The 18,200-nt window shown below is 75.4% G+C and carries 13 protein-coding genes; 2 read left to right on the top strand and 11 right to left on the bottom strand.

The annotated features are described in order from the left end of the window. Positions 1–28: 28 nt before the first annotated feature. On the bottom strand, positions 29–1,162 hold the full coding sequence (locus ACTJIY_RS06885; protein ID WP_440673955.1) for a phosphatase PAP2 family protein: 1,134 nt from the start codon (positions 1,160–1,162) through the stop codon (positions 29–31). A gap of 62 nt (positions 1,163–1,224) precedes the next feature. Continuing rightward, complete coding sequence (locus ACTJIY_RS06880) at positions 1,225–2,952, bottom strand: ABC transporter substrate-binding protein (protein ID WP_440673954.1); 1,728 nt, start codon at positions 2,950–2,952, stop codon at positions 1,225–1,227. Between the two features lie 136 nt (positions 2,953–3,088). Here ACTJIY_RS06880 and ACTJIY_RS06875 point away from each other — a divergent pair, with 136 nt between their 5' ends. After that, on the top strand, positions 3,089–3,796 hold the full coding sequence (locus ACTJIY_RS06875; RefSeq protein ID WP_253055303.1) for a TetR/AcrR family transcriptional regulator: 708 nt from the start codon (positions 3,089–3,091) through the stop codon (positions 3,794–3,796). 92 nt (positions 3,797–3,888) lie between these two features. On the opposite strand, the gene ACTJIY_RS06870 is transcribed toward ACTJIY_RS06875, so the two are convergent. The 3 genes from ACTJIY_RS06870 to ACTJIY_RS06860 are packed head-to-tail and all read right to left on the bottom strand — an operon-like array spanning position 3,889 to position 9,985. Continuing rightward, positions 3,889–7,542, bottom strand: coding sequence for an ATP-binding protein (locus tag ACTJIY_RS06870; RefSeq protein ID WP_440674032.1), 3,654 nt, complete (start codon positions 7,540–7,542; stop codon positions 3,889–3,891). Then, positions 7,542–8,309, bottom strand: coding sequence for a DUF4194 domain-containing protein (locus ACTJIY_RS06865; RefSeq protein ID WP_253055302.1), 768 nt, complete (start codon positions 8,307–8,309; stop codon positions 7,542–7,544). Before ACTJIY_RS06865 ends, ACTJIY_RS06870 begins: the two co-directional genes overlap by 1 nt. Further along, entirely contained in the window at positions 8,306–9,985 is a 1,680-nt protein-coding gene (locus ACTJIY_RS06860) for a DUF3375 domain-containing protein (protein ID WP_439159026.1), read from the bottom strand. The genes ACTJIY_RS06865 and ACTJIY_RS06860 overlap by 4 nt, the downstream gene beginning before the upstream one ends. Positions 9,986–10,384: 399 nt before the next feature. On the opposite strand from ACTJIY_RS06860, the gene ACTJIY_RS06855 reads away from it, so the two are divergent. Then, the gene (locus ACTJIY_RS06855) at positions 10,385–11,086 is read left to right on the top strand and encodes a vitamin K epoxide reductase family protein (RefSeq protein ID WP_440673953.1); all 702 of its coding nucleotides are present in this window, start codon (positions 10,385–10,387) and stop codon (positions 11,084–11,086) included. A gap of 133 nt (positions 11,087–11,219) precedes the next feature. On the opposite strand, the gene ACTJIY_RS06850 is transcribed toward ACTJIY_RS06855, so the two are convergent. From ACTJIY_RS06850 to ACTJIY_RS06825, 6 genes are all read right to left on the bottom strand, one after another. After that, entirely contained in the window at positions 11,220–12,716 is a 1,497-nt protein-coding gene (locus ACTJIY_RS06850) for a S1 family peptidase (RefSeq protein ID WP_440673952.1), read from the bottom strand. Positions 12,717–12,834: 118 nt separating this feature from the next. Further along, positions 12,835–13,806: a LysR family transcriptional regulator gene (locus ACTJIY_RS06845; protein WP_353707574.1), complete on the bottom strand. Its 972-nt coding sequence runs from the start codon at positions 13,804–13,806 to the stop codon at positions 12,835–12,837. Between the two features lie 84 nt (positions 13,807–13,890). Continuing rightward, positions 13,891–15,570 (bottom strand): DUF7059 domain-containing protein, encoded by a 1,680-nt coding sequence (locus ACTJIY_RS06840; protein ID WP_440673951.1) that lies wholly within the window; start codon positions 15,568–15,570, stop codon positions 13,891–13,893. A 103-nt stretch (positions 15,571–15,673) separates the two neighbouring features. Beyond that, positions 15,674–16,201, bottom strand: coding sequence for a hypothetical protein (locus ACTJIY_RS06835; protein WP_253055296.1), 528 nt, complete (start codon positions 16,199–16,201; stop codon positions 15,674–15,676). A 109-nt stretch (positions 16,202–16,310) separates the two neighbouring features. Continuing rightward, entirely contained in the window at positions 16,311–16,931 is a 621-nt protein-coding gene (locus ACTJIY_RS06830) for a hypothetical protein (protein ID WP_440673950.1), read from the bottom strand. 93 nt (positions 16,932–17,024) lie between these two features. Then, positions 17,025–17,735: a DUF981 family protein gene (locus tag ACTJIY_RS06825; protein ID WP_440673949.1), complete on the bottom strand. Its 711-nt coding sequence runs from the start codon at positions 17,733–17,735 to the stop codon at positions 17,025–17,027. Positions 17,736–18,200 lie beyond the last annotated feature (465 nt).

Raw genomic sequence — 18,200 nt, 5'->3', positions numbered from 1 at the left:
ACGTTACTCCCGTCGCGCCAGCCGCACCCTACCCCCGAACGGCGTGCACGTCCGGGCGAGCCGTGGACTGCCGGACGAGGAGCAGGACGGCGAACGCGGCGGCCGTCACCGCGAGCACGCCCGCCACCCCTCCGGCGTAGGCGGTGACCTCCTGCGCGGCCGTGGTGCCCCAGGTCGCGGGCGTCGCCCGCAGCGCGAGCGCCGCCGCCACCCCGGCCGCCGCGGCGCCGAGCAGGAGGAGGACGGCCATGACCGTCGAGCCCGGCGACGGGCCGGCGCCCGGGTCGAGGGCCGACCGCGGCGTGAAGGCGCACACGAGCGCCGCCCACGCGAGGACGACGAGGACCGCGGCGACGACGTCGCTCGGGCGGTGCCACTGCCCGACGAGCGTCGAGATCCCGGTCGCGGCCGTGTACGCGCCGCCGAGGACCGCCACGAGCGGACGGGCCGCGCGCGGGACGACGAGCAGCAGGGCCGCGGCGACCGACCCGGCGACGGTGGTGTGCCCGCTCGGCAGCGAGTTCTCCCAGTGCCAGCCGCCGATCAGCTCCTCGCGACCGAGGAGCGAGTGCTTGACGAGCTGCGTCGTGACGTTCGCCCCCACGACGAGGAAGGCCACCTGCACGGCGAGGCCCCAGCGCCGGCGCAGGAGCGCGATCCCCATGGCAGCGCCGAGGCCGCCGACGACGAACGCGACCGAGACCGTGTCCAGGACCGGCTCCGCCACCGTCCAGAGCTCGCCCTGGCCGGTGACGGCGCCGTCGAACGCGGCTCGCTCGAGCATCTGCCCCGCGAACGTGTCGACGAAGAACCGCCACACGAGCCACGCCCCCGTGACGGCGAGCACCGCGACGACGGCGGCGACGACGCGCGACGCGGTGCTGGGCCCGTCGGCGTCGGCGGTCGGGACACGACGGGGTGCCGGGTGCGGTCCCCGCGGGCTCGAGGCCACGGGCGGGTACGACGCCCCGGGCGGGTACGACGCCCCGGGCGAGTACGGGGCGCCCGACGGGTACGCGGCGACCGGAGGGGGCGGCGTCACGGGCGGGCGCGGGGCGCCGGAAGGCGCGGGCGGCAGCACCGGCGGCGTCGCCGGGAGCGGTCGCGTGCCCGTCCCGCCGCTGGTCGGCAGCGGCCGGGTCGGGGCGTGGTCGGCTGGCATCCCTCCACCGTAGAGGACGCGTGTGTGCGTTCCGGGAAGAGGACGGGAAGAGGCTCCGCGCGCTACTCCCCTGCGCTCGGGACGAGGCGCGTGAGGATCAGCGACGCGGCCGGGCTGGTCGGCTGCGGCGACGCGTACGGGTCGGCGTCCGACGGGAACCCGGTGTAGGCGACGGTCGAGTACTGGGCGGCCGTCGGGCGCCCGAGGAGCGGGATCGCGGGGACCTGGTCGACGTAGACGTGCTGGATCGTCGCCAGCGCGGCCGCGCGCTCCGCCGCGTCGGTCGAGGAGGCGTAGACCAGGAACGCGGCGTCCGCGTCGGGGTCCTGGAACCGGCCGAAGTTCGCGTCGGCGCTGGTGCCGAGCGGGCGCAGGTGGGCGCCGTTCATCTGGCTGGAGTACGTGTCCCAGGGCGTCGCGCCGCCGTCGGTCCAGTGCATCGACGCCTGGAAGTCGCCCGTGCCGATCTTGTCGAACCACTCGGCCTCGTCCTGCCCCTCCACCGTCGCGACGATGCCGAGCCGCGCGGCCGCGTCCTTGACCGCCTCGAGCTCCCACATGTAGTCGGTCCACCCGGAGGGGTTCGTCAGCGTGAACGTGACGGGCACGCCGTCCTCGTCCTGGAGGACGCCGTCCACCAGGTCGTACCCGGCGTCCTCGAGGATCGCGGTGGCACCCGGGACGTCGACCGTGAGGCGCCGGTCGGCGAGGTCCGGAGCGAGGAACGGCTCGCCGGCCGGCAGCGGCAGCCCGGTCGCGCTGCGCAGCGCGGGCCAGACGCCGGAGGTGGCGTAGTTCGAGATGTCCTCGCGGTCGAGCACGATGTTCAACGCGCGGCGCACGGCGACGTCGTCGAACGGCGGCACCTGCGTGTTGAGGAAGAGCGCGTCGATCGCCAGACCGGTCGGGGCGAACTGGTGGAGGTGCTCGGGGTCGGCGGCGAGATAGACCCGCTCGTAGCCGGGGATGTACGCCCAGCCCCACTGCACCTCGCCGCTCACGTACGCCGCGGTGAGGGAGTCGTTGTCCGGGAACGCGACGTATCGCAGCTCCGGGACGGCGAGCGGACCGCCCCAGTAGTCGTCCCGGGCGACGAGCGTGGCACCGTCGGTCGTGAACTCCTCGAGGACGTACGGCCCCGTGCCGACCGGGTCGACGTTCGGGTCCTCCAGGAGGGTCTCGGCGAGGCGGTCGGCCCACACGTGCTCGGGCACGACGAACGTGTTGATCGCCTTGGTGCGGTTGACGTACTGGCCGCTCCCGAACGTCACGACGACGTCCCTCCCCTCGACGCGCACGTCGTCGTACGGGAGGAGGTCCGGGTTGAGCGCGGGGACGTCCCTGCGGAGCCCGAACGTGAAGGCGACGTCGTCGGGCGTGAGGGGCTCGCCGTCGGACCAGAGCACGCCCTCGCGGACCGTGACCCGCAGCTCCGTGTAGCCCGCGTCCCAGGACCACTCGCTCGCGAGCCAGGGGGTCGGGTCCTGGGCCGGGTCGACGAGGTTGATCTGCGCGAGCGGCTCGTAGAGGACGTTCGCGTAGCCGAGCTTCTGCGCGGCGGACCCGCTGTCGAAGGGGTTGTTGTCCTCCTCGTCCACCGAGTTGGGCATCCCGATCGTCAGCACGGCGGGGACGGCCGTCGGCGTGGGCTCGTCGGTCGGGGCCACGAGACCGCACGCCGCGGCGACGAGCGCGACCGGCACAGCGACGGCGACCGCGACGGCGACCGCGACGGCCGCGCGACGCGGCACGGCGCGGACGGTACGGCAGGTGACGGAACGAGTGGTCACGCGGGGCTCCTCGGCGAGTCCGTGATCTGCGGCGACGCCGGGCGCTCCGTCGCCCTCGACGCCATTCCGGAGGCGATTCAACCACACATTACTAACTCGTCAGTAAGAGCGGGTGGGTCGCAGTATGGTTGCCGTCATGACCGACGCCACCCCCGCGCGGAGCGCCACCGACGCCGCCCCCGCACGGACGCCCCGCCCCCGCCGCACCCGCCCCGCGACGCTCGAGCGCCGCGAGGAGATCCTGCGTGCGGCGATGCGCGTGTTCGGGTCCAAGGGCTACCACCAGGGCTCGCTCGCCGAGGTCGCCGAGCAGGTCGGCATCACGCACGCCGGGGTGCTGCACCACTTCGGTTCCAAGGACCGCCTGCTCACCGAGGTGCTGGAGTTCCGGGACCGCGTCGACGTCGAGCACCTCGAGGGGCAGCACATCCCCGGCGGGCTCGACCTGTTCCGGCACCTGGTCAAGACCGCCGCGATCAACGCCGAGCGGCCCGGGATCGTCCAGGCGTACACCGTGCTCACGGGCGAGGCCGTCACCGACGGCCACCCGGCGAGCGCCTGGGTCACCGAACGCTTCACCGGTCTGCGGGCCGACATCGCGGGCGCGCTGCGCGAGGTGGTCGAGGAGCGCCGCGCCGCGGGCGACACCGAGACGGACTACGAGCTCACCGACGCCGCGCTCGACCTCGCCGCCTCCACGATCATCGGCGCGATGGACGGCCTCCAGACCCAGTGGCTGCTCGACCCCGACGCCGTGGACCTCGCCGAGTCGACCGCGTTCGCGATCGAGGCGATCCTCGCCTCGACCCTCGCCGGGGCCCGGCGACCGCGCCCGCTCGACTGACGGTCGTCGTCGGGCACGGCGTCCGCTCAGGGAACCTCGCCGGGACCAGCGTTCCCCTCGCGCGACCGGAGTCTTCTCGCGTGACCGGGGCTCTACCTCGCGGCGGGCTCGGGCTCCGCTGCGGTCTCGAGTCCGGCGTCCGACGGCGGCGCCTCGCCGGTCGTGCGACCGTCGCGGTAGGCGGCGATCGACAGGGTCCGCAGGCGAGAGGACCGCCCCGAGGGATTGTCGACGAACCCGACGGCCGAGATGTAGGGCTCGATGACGTGGATCTTCTGCAGCGGCGTGACGATGAGCAGCTGCAGCCCGAGGCGGCGGAACAGCTCGAGCGCGAACCGGGTCGACTCGTCCGACCCCCGACCGAACGCCTCGTCGATGACGACGAACCGGAACGCCGTCGACCGCACCGCGCCCCAGTCGAGCTTGAACTGGTAGGCGAGGGACGCCGCGAGCACGGTGTACGCGAGCTTCTCCTTCTGGCCGCCGGACTTGCCGCCGGAGTCGGAGTAGTGCTCGTGCTCGGAGTCGTCGGCGCGCGAGCGCTCCGACGCGGAGAGCACGAACCAGTTGCGGACGTCGGTCACGCGGCGGCGCCACGCCTCGTCGAGGTCCGTCATGCCCTCGCGACCACGGAACCGCTCGACGAGCGCCTTGACCCGCAGGAACCGGTCCTCCGAGTACGACAGCGCGCCGTCGGCGAGCGACCCGTCGCCCTCGGCGAGCGCGCGGTCGTCCTCGGCGAGGATCCCGTCGCCGTCGGTGCACGCGCGCAGGTCCTGCTGGAACTCGCGCACCTCGAGGTTGGGCGTGCGCGACATCTCCAGGCGGATGTACCGGCCCGGGTTGTAGTCGATCGCGCGGAGCGAGTCGTTGATCGTGTCGATCCGGTCGCGGATGACGTCGGCCTGCTTGGCGAGCTCGGCCGCGAAGCCGGCGATGTCGCGGATCGCGTTCGTGTTGAGGTACGCCTTGAAGTCGGCCTCGAACCGCGGGAGGTCGTCGCGCACGAGCCGGTCGTGGATCTCGCGGTAGCCGTCGGCCGAGCGCACGTCCGCGTCGAGCTCCGCCGTCTCGACCGGGTACGCCGACCGGAACGAGGCCATCTGCCCCGCGATCCGCGTCCCGAGGTCCGCGCGCTCGCGCTGCGCCTGCTCGGCCTCGGCGGTGAGCCGCGAGCGCACCGCGTTCTCGACGGCGTCCAGGTCGGCCGTGCGCGTCGGGCCGGTCGCGCCGTCCCGGCCGACACCGTCCCGGTCGGCGCCGGCCGCGCCGACCGCCGCGAGCTCGCGGTCGAACTCCGCGGTGAGGGCGGCCGTCGTCTCCTCGTCGAGCGCCTCGCCCGCGCCGTCGAGCACGGCCCGCGCCCGCTCGCGCGCGGTGCGCGCCTCGTCGAGCGCGTGCCGGTCGGCGCCGAGCGTCGCGACGACGCGGTCGCGCTCGGCCTCGAGCTCGTCGTGGCGGCGCGCGTTGTCGTCGAGCAGCGTCGCGATCCGGCCGAGCTCGTCGCTCGCCTGCTCGAGCCGCCGCTTCTCCTCGGCGAGCTCGGCGATGCGCGCCGTCTCGGCACCGCGGTCGAGCTCGTCCCAGTCCCGGTAGACGTCGAGCCGGCCGAGCGCGGCCGAGCGCGCCTGGAGGTCGCTCCGGGCGGCGGCGGCCTCGTCGCGGCGCCGCGCGAGCGTGTCGCGCCGCGCGGTCACCTCGGCCGCCTGCTCCAGCAGCGCGTCGATCTTGGCCTGCGTCGACCAGCCGAGCACGTAGCCGCGGCGGTCGTCGACGGCACGCGTGTCGTTCTTCTCGTGGTGGTCCGGCGAGTGCTTCACCTGGCCCGCGCGCGTGATCGCGCGCGGGAGGCGGCGGAACGCGTCGAGGTCCGGCGCGCACGCGTGGTCGGCGCGCCGCTCCAGCTCGGCCTCGACCCACGCCGTGAGGGACGGCGCGTCGTCGAGCTGCCGCACGTCGAGCAGGTCGGCGAGCAGCGGGACGTCGTCGCGCGGCGCGGGCCGGGCAGCCGGGACGCGCTCCGGCACCCGGTGGTACACGAGCCGCAGGCCCAGGTGCTCGCGGTCGACCCACGCGGACACGGCGTCGTAGTGCGCGGCCGGCACGAGCAACGAGAGCGCGAAACCGCGCAGCACGCGCTCGGCCGCGCCCTCCCAGTCGGCGTGCTCGGGGCGCACCGCGAGCAGCTCGCCGACGAACGGCACGTCCGCCGGGGAGAGCCCGACGCCGGCGCACAGCCGGTCGCGCACCTCCAGGTGGGTGCGCGGCAGGTTGGATCGGCGGTCCGCGAGGCTCGCGAGCTCGGCCTTGACGTCGGCGGTCTCCTGCTCGACGGCGCGCAGCTCCGCGGCGACCTCGCTCGCCCGCTCCTCCGCCCGGGCGAGGTCGTCGCGCACGCGCACCGCGGCGTCGTCGGCCGCACGCCGCAGCGCGGCGAACGCCGCGGCGTCGACGAGCGCGGCAGCCACGCCTGCCGCCCCTCCGCCGAACCCTGGCTTGCTCCCCACGACGTCCTCGCCCTGGGGAAAGACCCCGGGTTCGGCACCGTCCGGGCCGCCGAGCGTCAGGCCCGCCGCGGCGGCGTAGCCCGCGAGCTGGGCGACGCGGCGCTCGCGCGCGGCGCGCTCGACCTCGCGGCGCGCGACCTCGCCCTCGATCGCCGCGAGCCGGTCGCCGCCGTGCCCCGCGCGCTCGAGCTCGAGCCGCTGCCGCTCGGCCGCGAGGAGCCCCAGCTCGTCACCGACCCGCTGGCGGCGGGACTCGCCGTCCGCGACGCGCTCGTCGAGGGCGCCGATGAGCCCGTCGAGGTCGGCCACCCGCCGCGAGGCCGTGAACGCGCGCAGGGCGTCGCGGCGCGCCACGAGCGCGGCAGACCGCTCCCCCAGCGCGTCGTGCGCGTCGCAGTCCGCGAGCAGCGGCGCGAGCCGCTCGATCTGCGCGGTGGCCCGCACGACGGCGTCGTGCGCGCTCGTGAGGTCGTCGAAGTGCGCGACGAGCCGGTCCGTCCAGCGGTCCGCGTCGAACGGCTCGAGCATGTGCTCGCGCACGAACTCGCCGAGGTCGCCTACCGACTTCATCGACACCGTCTGGTGGAACAGGTCCATGGCCTGCTCCGACGGGATGCCGAGCAGACGACGGAAGTCGCGCCCGTACTCGGGGAAGTGGTCGCGCACCTGGGCGCCCGACTCGCGCAGGCGACGTCGCAGCGCCGCCACGTCGCCGCCGAACCCGGCGAAGTCCTCGGTGATCGTCAGCGGACGGTCCGCGGTGACGAAGAACCGGTCGGGCTGGCCCGACTGCCCCGGCGCGAGCCAGAACACCTGGGCGAGCGTGACCTCCTGGTCGAACCCGCGGTTGGAGAACCGTCCCAGCACGACCGAGTACGTGCCGCGCTCACGCAGCCCGACGTGGCGCGTCGTGCCCGTCGCCTCGTCGCGCTCCGACTTGTAGTGCCCCGCGACGTACGACCGCAGGGACCGCTCGCGCGCGCCCGCCCCGGCCGCCTTGTTGTAGGAGATGCGGTGCGACGGCACGAGCAGCGTCGTCACGGCGTCGACGATCGTCGACTTGCCCGACCCGATGTCGCCCGTGAGGAGCGCGTTGCGCCCGTCGAGGTCGAACGCCCACACGCGCTGGTCGAACGTGCCCCAGTTGAGCACCTCCAGCCGTTCGAGGCGGAAGCCCGCCCGGGCGTCGAGGTCCGCCGCCGGGTCGTGCAGCTCGACCGCGCTGAACAGGCCCTCCATCACGCCACCGTCCTCGTCGTCGTGCTCGCGCTCGTCCCTGCGCCCGTCCCTGCGCTCGTCCCGGTGGCCGCTGCGCCCGCGCGCGACCCCGGTCCCGTCCCGGCGCCGTCCGCGGCGAGCTCCAGGTACTGCGCGAGGCGCGCGTCGAAGTCCGCGAGCCACTGCGCGTCGACGAACGCCTTGAGGATGCGACGCACCTCGTACCGCCGAGCGTCGCCGGAGGCCGGGTCGCCGTCCTCGCCCGGGGCACCCCCGGCGGGCGAGCCGTCCGGGTCGGGGCGGCCCGCCGGGCGCAGGAAGCCCAGCTCGACGACGCGCCGCACGAGCCCGTCCACGCGGTCCACCAGCCTGGCCTCGTTGGCCGCCGCGCCGGCGTCCTGCGCGAGGAACACCCGCAGCAGGTCGACGATCTCCGTGCGCGCGAGCACGAGCCGCGTGTCACCGCCCTCGGAGTCCGCCTGCGCGAGCCGCTTGCGCAGCAGCGCGAGCAGCAGGCTCACGTCGAACGGCAGCTCGCGGCGCGGGATGAGGCGCGGCACGCGCTCGTCGCGCTCGTGCTCGGGCTGCGAGCGCAGGTAGGCGTAGCCGTCGCCCTCGTCGACGACGACCTGCAGGCCCATCATCGCGACCGTGTCGCGCACCTGCGCCTCGCGCGCGAGCAGGTCGCGCCACAGCGCCTCGCCGGACTCGCGGTAGACGACGCCCTTGAGCAGCGACGTCACGACGACGGACAGCTCCGGGTCGCGCGCGGTGCGGGTCGTGCTCACGGGGTCTCCTCCGGGGCCGGGTCGGTGTCGTGGGGCTGCTGGCCTGGCGGGGTGCTCGGCACGGGCACCGGGTCGCGCGGCGGGCCGCCCGCCCCGGTGCGCCGCGCGTAGGTGACGCGCGGTAGGCGAGCGACGCGCACCACGGGGTCCGGCGCCCCGTCCTCGGCGACGGGCCCGGTCGGGGCCTCGCCCTCCCAGCGCACCTCGTCGGTGCGCTCCTCGTCGTGCACGACGACGAAGCGCGGGTCCTCCAGCGACAGGTACGTCACGAGCTCCGCCAGTCCGTGCTCGAGCGGCGCGTCGGCGAGCAGGTCGGCGAGCGCGACCTCCCCCGGGCCGCCCGGCCGGGAGAGCGTCGCGCGGACCGTGCGCGCGAGGCGCTCCGGGTCGACGTGCACCTGGTCGTACAGCGCGTCGACCTCGAAGTCGTCGTCGCCGGCCTCGACGTGGTCCGAGTCGAGCCGGGCCGTGGGGCGCGGCGTGAAGAGCGGTCGCTCGGTCGGCAGGACGATCTCCGGCGCGACGGCGTCGACCGTCATTCCCGGGGGTCCTCCCGCCCTGCGGGCGACGTCGCGCGCGGCGAGCGCCTTGGCCTCCACGCCGCGCAGGATGTCCATGACCCGCCGGTTCTCGAGCCAGACCTGGTCGTCGAGGAAGCGGCGGAGCTGCTCCGAGAGGGTGCGCACGGTCGCCTGCGTGCGCTCGCCGGCGTCGAGCCAGTCGTAGTGCACGCGCCGTAGCCGGCGGTGCTCCTGCTCCCGCGCCGCCGCGTCCGTCGCGGCGGCGTCCACGTCCGGCCCGGGCGCCCCCGGGGCCGGCCGGACGACGTCGGGCGCGATCGCGTCGAGGGACTGCACGCGCTCGACGAGCGCGGCGAACTCCTCCTGGCGGCGACGGTCGAGCAGGAAGTCGTAGAACGCGTGGAACGAGCGGCCCTGGTCGGACTCCGCGATGGCCGTGCGCGACCGCACGACCTCCTCCAGCAGCTCGCCCTTGGCGCCGTCCCAGCCGGTGATGCGCTCGCGCAGCTCGCGGTCGAGCGAGCGGAAGTTCGCCTCGACCTCCCGGAAGTCGGAGAGCAGGTCGGCGGCGGTCTGCGTGAGCTGCTGGTAGCGGTCGCGCTGCGCCGCCGCGTCGAGCACGGCGACGCGCCCGGCACGCACCTGGGCGATCTCGTCGTCGATCGCCGCACGGCGCTCCTCGAGCTCGCGCAGGCGCTCCGCCGGGTCGGTCTGGGTCCCGACGGCGAGCTGGCGCAGGAGCTCGAACACGGTGTTGAGCCGCGACTCGGTGCCCACGAACCCGCGCCCGCGCAGCGACGCGACCCAGCGCACGGCCTGCTCGACGGCGGGCGTCGCGTCGTAGTGGGGCTCGGCCGAGCCCGGTGGGTACCAGGCGCGCAGCCAGCCCTGGTCGGGGTGCGCCCAGTGGTCGACGTACGCCTGCGGGGGTCGCGGGTACCGCGGCTCTGCTCCGGAGGCTCGTGCGGACCGGCCGTCGACCGCCCACAGGTGGTCGTCGAGCCGCGCGACGAGCTCGCTCTCGGGGATCGCGCGCACGTTGTCCTCGACGAACAGGGTGCCGAGGAACGACAGCACGAGCGGCGCCGTGTCCGCGCGCAGGAGCCGCCACGCCGCGCTCGACCGCCGCAGGGAGTCGACGTCGTCGTGCTGCACGCAGGTCCTCTCGGGCGGGTGGGGCTCGGGCCGGTTCGCTCCGCGGGGAGCGCGGGCGCCCCCAGATCTTAGGCGGGGACGCCCCTACCGCCGTGACGACCCACCGTCGTCGCACACCTCGGCCGAGAACGACACGACGCCCCGTCGAGCACGACACGGCGGTCGCTCTCGGCCCCTCGACGTCCCTCATGTCGTGTTCGACCGGTGGCGGGGCGGGTTCGGCGGGTTCGGCGGCCAGGATCCGGGACCATGGTCCCTGTCGGCGGCGGGTGCGGGGTTCGTAACCTGGGTGCGGCGCCGAGCCGGCAGCGCGCCCACCCTGCCGGCCGGCGCCACCTTCTGCCCGCCCGCCGGGGCGTCCCCCGACCCGGCGGGGCCCCGCGGACCCGAGGACCGCCCGTGACCGGAACGACCACCGCCCTGACGGACGAACCGCGCCCGGGCCGGACGCCGTCGGGCCCGGGGGATGCGCAGGACGCGGCGTTCGACCCGTTCACCCGCCCCACCGGCTGGACCCACTCCCGCGGCGTCCTGTTCGGCGAGATGCTGCTGTTCGGCCTGCTCAGCCTCACCGCGGCGTTCGTGCTGTCGTACGACGCCGTGGTCCTGGCCGCCAACCCCACCGCCACGCTCGCGTGCGACGTCAACACCGTGCTGTCGTGCGGGACGGTCGCCCAGTCGTGGCAGGCGCAGGTGTTCGGCTTCCCCAACGCGTTCCTCGGCCTGATCGCGGAGCCCATCGTCATCACGACGGCGGTCGCGGCGCTGGGCGGGACGCGGTTCCCCCGCTGGTTCCTCTTCGCCGCCCAGTGCGTCTACTTCCTCGGCGTCGTGTTCGCCTACTGGCTCTTCTCCCAGTCGATGTTCGTCATCGGCGCGCTGTGCCCGTGGTGCCTGCTCATCACGGTCTCGACCACGCTCGTCTTCGCTTCGCTCCTGCACTGGAACGTCCTGGAGGACAACCTGTACCTGCCGCGGGCCGCGCAGGCACGGCTGCTCGGGTTCGTGCGCTCGGGGGCCTTCGGCTACCTGGTGGCGGCGTGGCTCGTGGGTCTCGCGATCCTCGTGGTGCTCAAGTACGGCCCGGCGCTGCTGGCCTGACGGGACCCCGGCATGCGGCGAGCCACGCCGAACACGTCCCTGCACGCCGTCGAGCACGAGGTTGCTCCCGGAAAGAGGACGGGAACGACAGCAACCTCGTGCTCGACGCGGACGGGGTCAGACGGTCAGGGGCTCAGGGGGTTGTCGTGGCCAGCGAGTAGGCGCCCGAGCCCGCGTAGGCGTGCACGACGAACCGGTAGTAGCCCGCCGCGCCGTCGTACGTCAGGGACTCGTTGGCACCCGGCGACGTGGACTGCGCGACCGTCACCCACGAGTACCCGTTCCACTGCTGCAGGTACAGGTCGTAGTCGCTGCCGGCCGGGCCCGTGACGCAGCCGCGGTGGGAGCCCGCGGTCGCGGCCGTGTAGTACGACCCGTTCGGCTGGACGGCCGTCGCCCCGGCCGAGAGCGTGCCGGTGTACGTCCGGGCGTAGCCGGCGCAGCCGGTCGGGGGCTCGGGGTCGCCGCCCCCGCCGTCGCTCGTGACGAGCGTGAGCCCGTACGCGGAGAGGATCTCCCCGACGGGCTGGAAGTACGTCGTGCCGCCGGTGCTGCAGCTGCCGGACCCGCCGGAGGTGACGCCCTGCGCCTGGTTGCCCGCGAGCAGCGAGCCGCCGGAGTCGCCCGGCTCGGCGCACACGTTCGTGCGGATGAGGCCGGTGATGGTGCCCTGCGCGTACGTGACCGAGGCGTTGTACGCGAGGACCGTCCCGCAGTGCCAGCCGGTGGTCGAGCCCGACCGGCACACCGACGCGCCGACCGGTGCCTGCGTCGCCCCGGCCACGGCCACGCGGCCGCCGGCGTAGTTGTTCACCGCGCCGACCGGCGTGTTGCCCGCGTCGACCTGGACCCAGGCGTAGTCGTTGCCGGGGAAGCTCGACCCGCGGAACGTGCCGGCGGGGCCCGACGTGCGCGCGCCGACCGAGCCGCAGTGCCCGGCGGTGACGAACCCGCCCTGGACCGCGAACCCGACGGAGCACCGCGTGCCGCCACCGATCGTGTAGGCGTTGCCGCCGACGACGTCGATCAGCGGCCGGGGCACCTCGGCCGTCTCCTCGTACGCCACCGCGTCCGCGGGCACGCCCGCCGCCGCGACCTGCGCGGCGACGTCCGACTCGCCACCCTCGCGGACGGAGACGACGACGCGGTTGCGCGTCACGTCGACGTACCAGCCCGGCAGCGCCGCCGGGTCGTCGGCGAGCGCGCCGTCGAGGGTCGCGCGCCAGGACTCGAGGTCCGCGAGCGTGTGGTCCACGGTCACGGCGGTGGCGCCCTCGGCCCGCACCGCACGGGCGTCGGCGGCGTCGGTGACGCCGACGTAGAGGACGTTCGCGGAGTCGTCGACCCAGGCGCCCGCGAAGTCGGCGCCCAGACGACGCTCGAGCGCCGCCTCGGTGCCCGCCGCGTCGGACTGGAAGGCGAGACGCGTCCGTGCGTCCCGCGCGCTGAGGCCCAGGTCGCGCTGCAGCGCACGCTCCAGGCCGGGGGTCGTCTTGGGGACCGCGCGCACCGTCGCGCGCTGGTCCTCGGGGGCGGGCGTGCCCGCGACGGCGTGCGTCGCGGCCGCGCCCGTCAGGAGCGTCGCGGCGGCGGTGACCGCGGCGATCCTCCTGCGGAGTGGTCGTGTCATGTCGTCCATTCCCTTCGCCGGGCCCGGGTGGCCCGGTCGAAGGCCACGCTAGGGAGACGTCCAGCCCACGCCCAGATCGCGATCAGGTCATACGCGGGCGCTATGTGCGGGCTCGCCCCTACGCGATCTCCACCGGGTGCTCGGCACGCCAGCGCCGGTAGCGCGGCGAGCGCTGCACCGCGTCGCGGTGCGCCCCCGCGGCGGCGCGCGCGATCGCGTCGACCGGCAGACGCTCGGCCGCGTCGCGGCGCCAGCCCACGTGGTGCGTCCAGCGCAGCGGGGCGCCGTCGAGCGCGACCGTCCGCACGCCGGGCGCGTCGAGCAGCACGGGCTGGACGAGCGCGACCGCGTGCCCGCCGCGCACCTGGTCGATGCACGACGTCCGGTCCGACTCCCCCATCGCCCGCGGCGTGAACCCCGCCCGCACGCACGCGCTCACGAAGCACCGCTCGAAGCACCCGCTCCCCGGGGCCGTGAGCCACAGCGCGTCGGCCAGCTCGCCCAGCCCGACGGCGTCCCGCGCCGCGACCGGGTGGTACTCGTCGACGAGCACGAAGACGGGGTCCGTCGACACCGCCGTCCAGACGAGGCCCCCGTCCGCGGGCGGGGCCGCGTCGCCGCACATCCCGACCAGCGCCACGTCGAGCGTCCCGCCCGCCAGCCGCTCCGCCGTCTCCTCGACGGACCACGACGTCGCCGTGGTGACGAGGAGGTCGTCCACCCCGAGCGCGCCGGGCAGCGCCGCGTGCAGGCGGCTCGCGAACAGCCCGCCGATCGCGGAGCTCACCGTCCCCACGCGGACGGAACCCGCCGTCGACCGGTCGGAGACGTGCCGCCGCGCGTCGTCGACGAGCGCCGCCATCGCGGGCAGCACGACGCGCGCGTGCCGCAGCACGAGCTCGCCGAGCTCGGTCGGGCGCGCGCCCAGGCGGTCGCGCGTGAACACGCACCCGCCCAGGGTGCGGTCGATCCGGTTGAGCTGGGCGGTGAGGGCGGGCTGCGCGAGGCCGAGCGACGCCGCCGCCTTGGTCACGCTGCCCGACTCGGCCACCACCACGATCATGCGCAGGTGCCGCACCTCGAGGTCCATGCCACCCGAACGTATCGGTGCGGGCCCGCCCTGTCTCGCCTGTCGCGCCCGTCTCGCGACCGCGAACGTCGCCGGACCCGGGTGTCAGCCGACCGGCACCAGGAACCCGTCGCCCACGAGGCCTCGCACGCTCGGCAGCAGCTCGCCCGCGAGGTCGTCCGCCGGCACCTCGAAGAGCGCGGCGATCGCCCCGACGAGCTGCCCGACGGCGAGCTCGCCGTCGCTCGCCCCGACGAGCGCCGCGAGCCCCGTCGACGCCTGGACGGCCCGCCCGAAGCCGTCGCCCTGACGCAGCAGGACGACCGTCGGGTCAGCAGCGCCCGGCGTGTGGAACCGCTCCTCGGTCACGTCGGGCGCGACGGCGAGGCGCGCGCCTGCGAGCGCGGCGTCATCGCGCGCCGTGAGCCAGTCGTGCGCCGCCAGCGCCGCCGCGAGGTGACCGCCGAGGGGCTGGCGGACGGGCCCCGTGCGTTCCTCGAGCCGGCGCAGGGTGGGGCGGGCGCCGTCGAGCGGGCGCCGCAGCGTCACGATCCCGAACCCGACGGCCTCCACGTCGCGGGCCGCGAAGTCGTCGAGCCACGCGGCGTAGGCGGCGGCCCAGGCCCCGGGCTCGCGCTCCGGCGTCGTCCCGCCGTCGCGGATCCACGTCTCCGCGTACTCGGCCGGGTCCTGCACCTCGCGCTGGACCACCCAGCCGTCCAGCCCCGCCTCGTCGAGCCACTCCCCGACGCGCTCGTCCCACGGGACGCCGCGGCGGTGCTCCCAGTTGCCGAGGAGCTGGGCCACGCCGCCCGGCGCGAGGACCGCGGCGACGCCCGTCACGAGGTCGCGCACGACGTCGTCGCCCGCGCGCCCGCCGTCGCGGTACTCGTACTCGGGCAGCGCGCCGGCGCCGCCCGCGCGGGGTGTGATGACGAACGGCGGGTTCGACACGACGAGGTCGAACCGCTCGCCCGTGACGGGCTCGAGCATCGACCCCTCGCGGAACTCGATCGCCGCGCCACGCCCCGTGGCCCCGGCCGCACCCGTGCCGAACGGCACGTTGAACGCCGTGTTGAACGCCGTGTTGAACGCCGCGAACCCGAGGGCTCGCCGCGAGATGTCGGTGCCGACGACCGACCGCGCGTGCCGCGCGGCGTGCAGGGCCTGGATCCCGCAGCCCGTCCCGAGGTCGAGCACGCGTCCGACCGGGGTGCGGACCGTCACCTGCGCGAGCGTCAGGGACGCCCCGCCCGCGCCCAGCACATGGTCGGCCGCGAGCCGGCGACCCGTCGCGAGCTCGCCCAGGTCCGAGGAGAGCCACCACGTCACCGAGCCCGCCGCGTCCGACGCCGCGTAGGGCCGCAGGTCCACGAGTGCGCGCACGGCGTCGTCGTCCGCCGCGCCCGCGGCCTCGACCAGCCCGAGCCACCGGGCGCCGTCGACCCCCGTGCGCCCCAGGGCGGCGTCGACCGCGGCACGCGGGACGTCGTCGCCCAGGAGGAACAGCGCGGCGAGCGCGGCCGTGGGGTCACCCTCGCGTCCCCGCAGCGCGCGCCGCGCGGGCACGGCCTGCTCGCGGTGCAGCGCGGCCGAGGCGACCGGGCCCAGCACCCGCTCGACGCCGTCGACCGTGAAGCCTGCCGCCGCGAGGTCCGCCCGCAGCGTCGTCGCGGCCTCCGCGAGCTCCGCCGGGGCCAGGCCCGCGCCCGGCGGGGGCGGGCTCACGACGGCGTCCGGCCGGGCGGGCGCGGAGGAGGCAGGGGCGGCGTCGGCAGGAGGCATGGGTCCATCCTGGCGGATCCGCGCGCGGGGCGTCCGGTCCGGCCCCGGACGCGCCGGACCCCGGCGCGCCGAGGCGGGCCGGGGTCCGGAGGGAGCAGGGGCGTCAGCAGTTCTGCGTGCCGTACACCGCGACGTTCTGCGCGGAGGTCTGGAACGACTCGTCGGTCATGAGCGACGTGATGGACGACAGGTCGGCGCTGGCCGGGTCGTCCACGGCGGTCTCGAGCGTGTCGGTGAGCTGGCGGAACACGCCCGTGACCGTGTCCCAGTCACCGCTGATCTCGGCGGGGGCCTCAGCCGCCTCGAGGGACGCGGTGAACGTCTCGAACTCGGTGACGGCGCCGGCCGGGTCGCTGGTGTCGATCGAGCCGAGCGTGCTCTGGGCGTCGAGGAGCGTCTGGTAGGCGGTGCAGAAGTCGCCCGAGGCCTCGGCGTCGCCGGTCTCCTCCTCCGTGGTGTCCTCCGACTCCGAGGACTCGTCCTCGGCCGGGGTGGTCTCCTCCGACGCGGTCGTCTCGGAGTCGGTGCTCGCGTCGTCGCCCGAGCCGCCGCAGGCGGCGAGGCCGAGCACGAGAAGGGCGCTCGTCGCGAGGGCGGTCGTGGTCTTCGTGATCGTCAGTCGGTTGCGCATGTGCCCCATGGTTTCCCATGGCGGCGCCTCGCGCGCCCCCAAACCGCCGAGGTGGGGACCGCTCCCCATGTGGCGAGCGCCACGGGGTGAAAGACCTGCCTGCCCTCGATCAGCGGGTGCACCCCGCACGGAAGTAGTCGGTGACCGCCCGGGACGACGACGTGAGGGCGCCCGTGTCGATGCGGCGCCCGACGCGGTCGATCGCCCGGGACAGCTCACCTGTGTCGCGCGCTCCGGTCGCCTCGACCTCGTCGGCGATCATCGTGAGATAGGTCGTCACGACGGCCCAGTCGCGCGCGATCTCGCCGGGCGGCGAGGCCCCGGCGAGGGTGTCGCGGGCCGTCGTGAACCCCTCGACGAGCGCCTCGGGGTGCTCGACGGTGAGGTTCACCTGCGCCTTGGCGGCGGCGCCCCACGCGACCTCCGCGTCCCGGCAGACCGGGTCGACGGCGGTCGCGGCGGCAGGGTCCGCCGTCGTGCCCTCGGCCTCGTCCCCCGGTTCGGCCGCCTCGTCGTCGGGCGTGGTCCCCGGAGCGTCGTCGGCGCCGCCGTCGTCCACCGGGGCGGCGTCCCCGCCCTCCGACGCGGCGGGAGGCGAGGGCACCGCGGCCGGGGCGGCGTCGGGCAACGACACGACGTCGAACGCGCCGCTCGCGACGACGGCCAGGCACAGCCCGGCGACGACGGCGAGGACCGCGGCGTGAGCCACGGCGCGCACCGGTGATTGCATGGCCCCTATGATGACGCCTCGCGCGCGCGAGGCGAACCCCGCGAGCCGTCCTGGCCCACGGGGTCCCGCCCGCCCGCTGGACGGCGGCCCTCGTCAGCCCATCGTGTTGACGATGAGCCCGATGTGGGTGAAGAAGTTCATGGCGCCGAACAGCAGGAACGCGACGCCGGACAGGCCCCATGCCCACCCGATGACGACGCGGACGACCCGGCGACCGGAGCGCACCGCGAACGGGAAGAGGATCGCGCCGACGCCGACGAGCGCGATGAGCCCGGACATGAAGATCGCCTCGACGAGCGGGTAGGCGGCGAACGCGCCCGAGATGCGCTCCTCCGGCGGCGCGGCGAAGAGCTGGTACGTCACGCCGGCGATCGCGATGGCGACGAGCCCGAGGCCCATGCCGAGCACGAACACCGACACGGGGCGCGCGACGGCCTGCAGGTGCTCGGTGGCGTCGGCCCGCTCGAGCGCGGCGCGGCCGCGCGTCCACAGGTAGAACGCGGCGGCGAGGAGCAGCACGCCGAACGCGAGGCTCGTCTCGCCGAAGATGATGTTGTCGAACGGGAAGCCGCCCGCGGCGAGCGGCCACGTGAGCGTCATGTGCAGCCCGGTCGCCGTGAGGATCGTGCCGAGCACGCCGAACGCGAGCGACCACCCCTCGACGACGACCTTCCCCGGCGACCGCAGCAGCTCACGGCCGAGCATGACGAGCAGGATCAGCCCGGCGCCGACGGCGACGGACATCACGGTGTTGTACGTGGGCATCTGCGCCCAGTCGATGACGATCCCCTCGGCGGCGACCATCTCTGTCCACTCCTCGTTCGTTCCCACGAGCCGCACTCACGGCCCGAGGTCGATAACCATACGCACGTATAGGTTATTCCCCCGGACCCCCCGGCCCGGCCCCGAGCCCAGCACCGACCGCCCCCCACGACCGACGCGCTCGGCCCACCCCGGCCCGACAACCCGCCGGGCAGGCGCTCCCGGCAGACCGACCAGGCGATCAACGTCCGTCAGACCCCCGGACGAACCAAGCCCCGCCCGCTCGCCGGACGCCCGCGACCGACATCCCGCGACCGCGGCGCCGCGCAGGGACGGTGCGGGAAGGCTCTACGGCGACCGGACGCCGAAGCGGCAACGTGCTAGTGAGACCGACCGACACCGCGGGCGGTCGCCCGGGCGAGGGACGACCAAGGCGAGACGACGCCGGGCGGGGTGGGTGGTGGTGCCGCGTCGTGGCGGGCCTGGCGGGAGCCGCGAGGAACGAGC

Origin of the sequence: Cellulosimicrobium sp. 22598 (genome assembly GCF_052044445.1) — a bacterium.
In the GTDB taxonomy this organism is placed as follows: domain Bacteria; phylum Actinomycetota; class Actinomycetes; order Actinomycetales; family Cellulomonadaceae; genus Cellulosimicrobium; species Cellulosimicrobium cellulans_G.
This window is presented reverse-complemented; position numbering and strand designations above follow the sequence as displayed.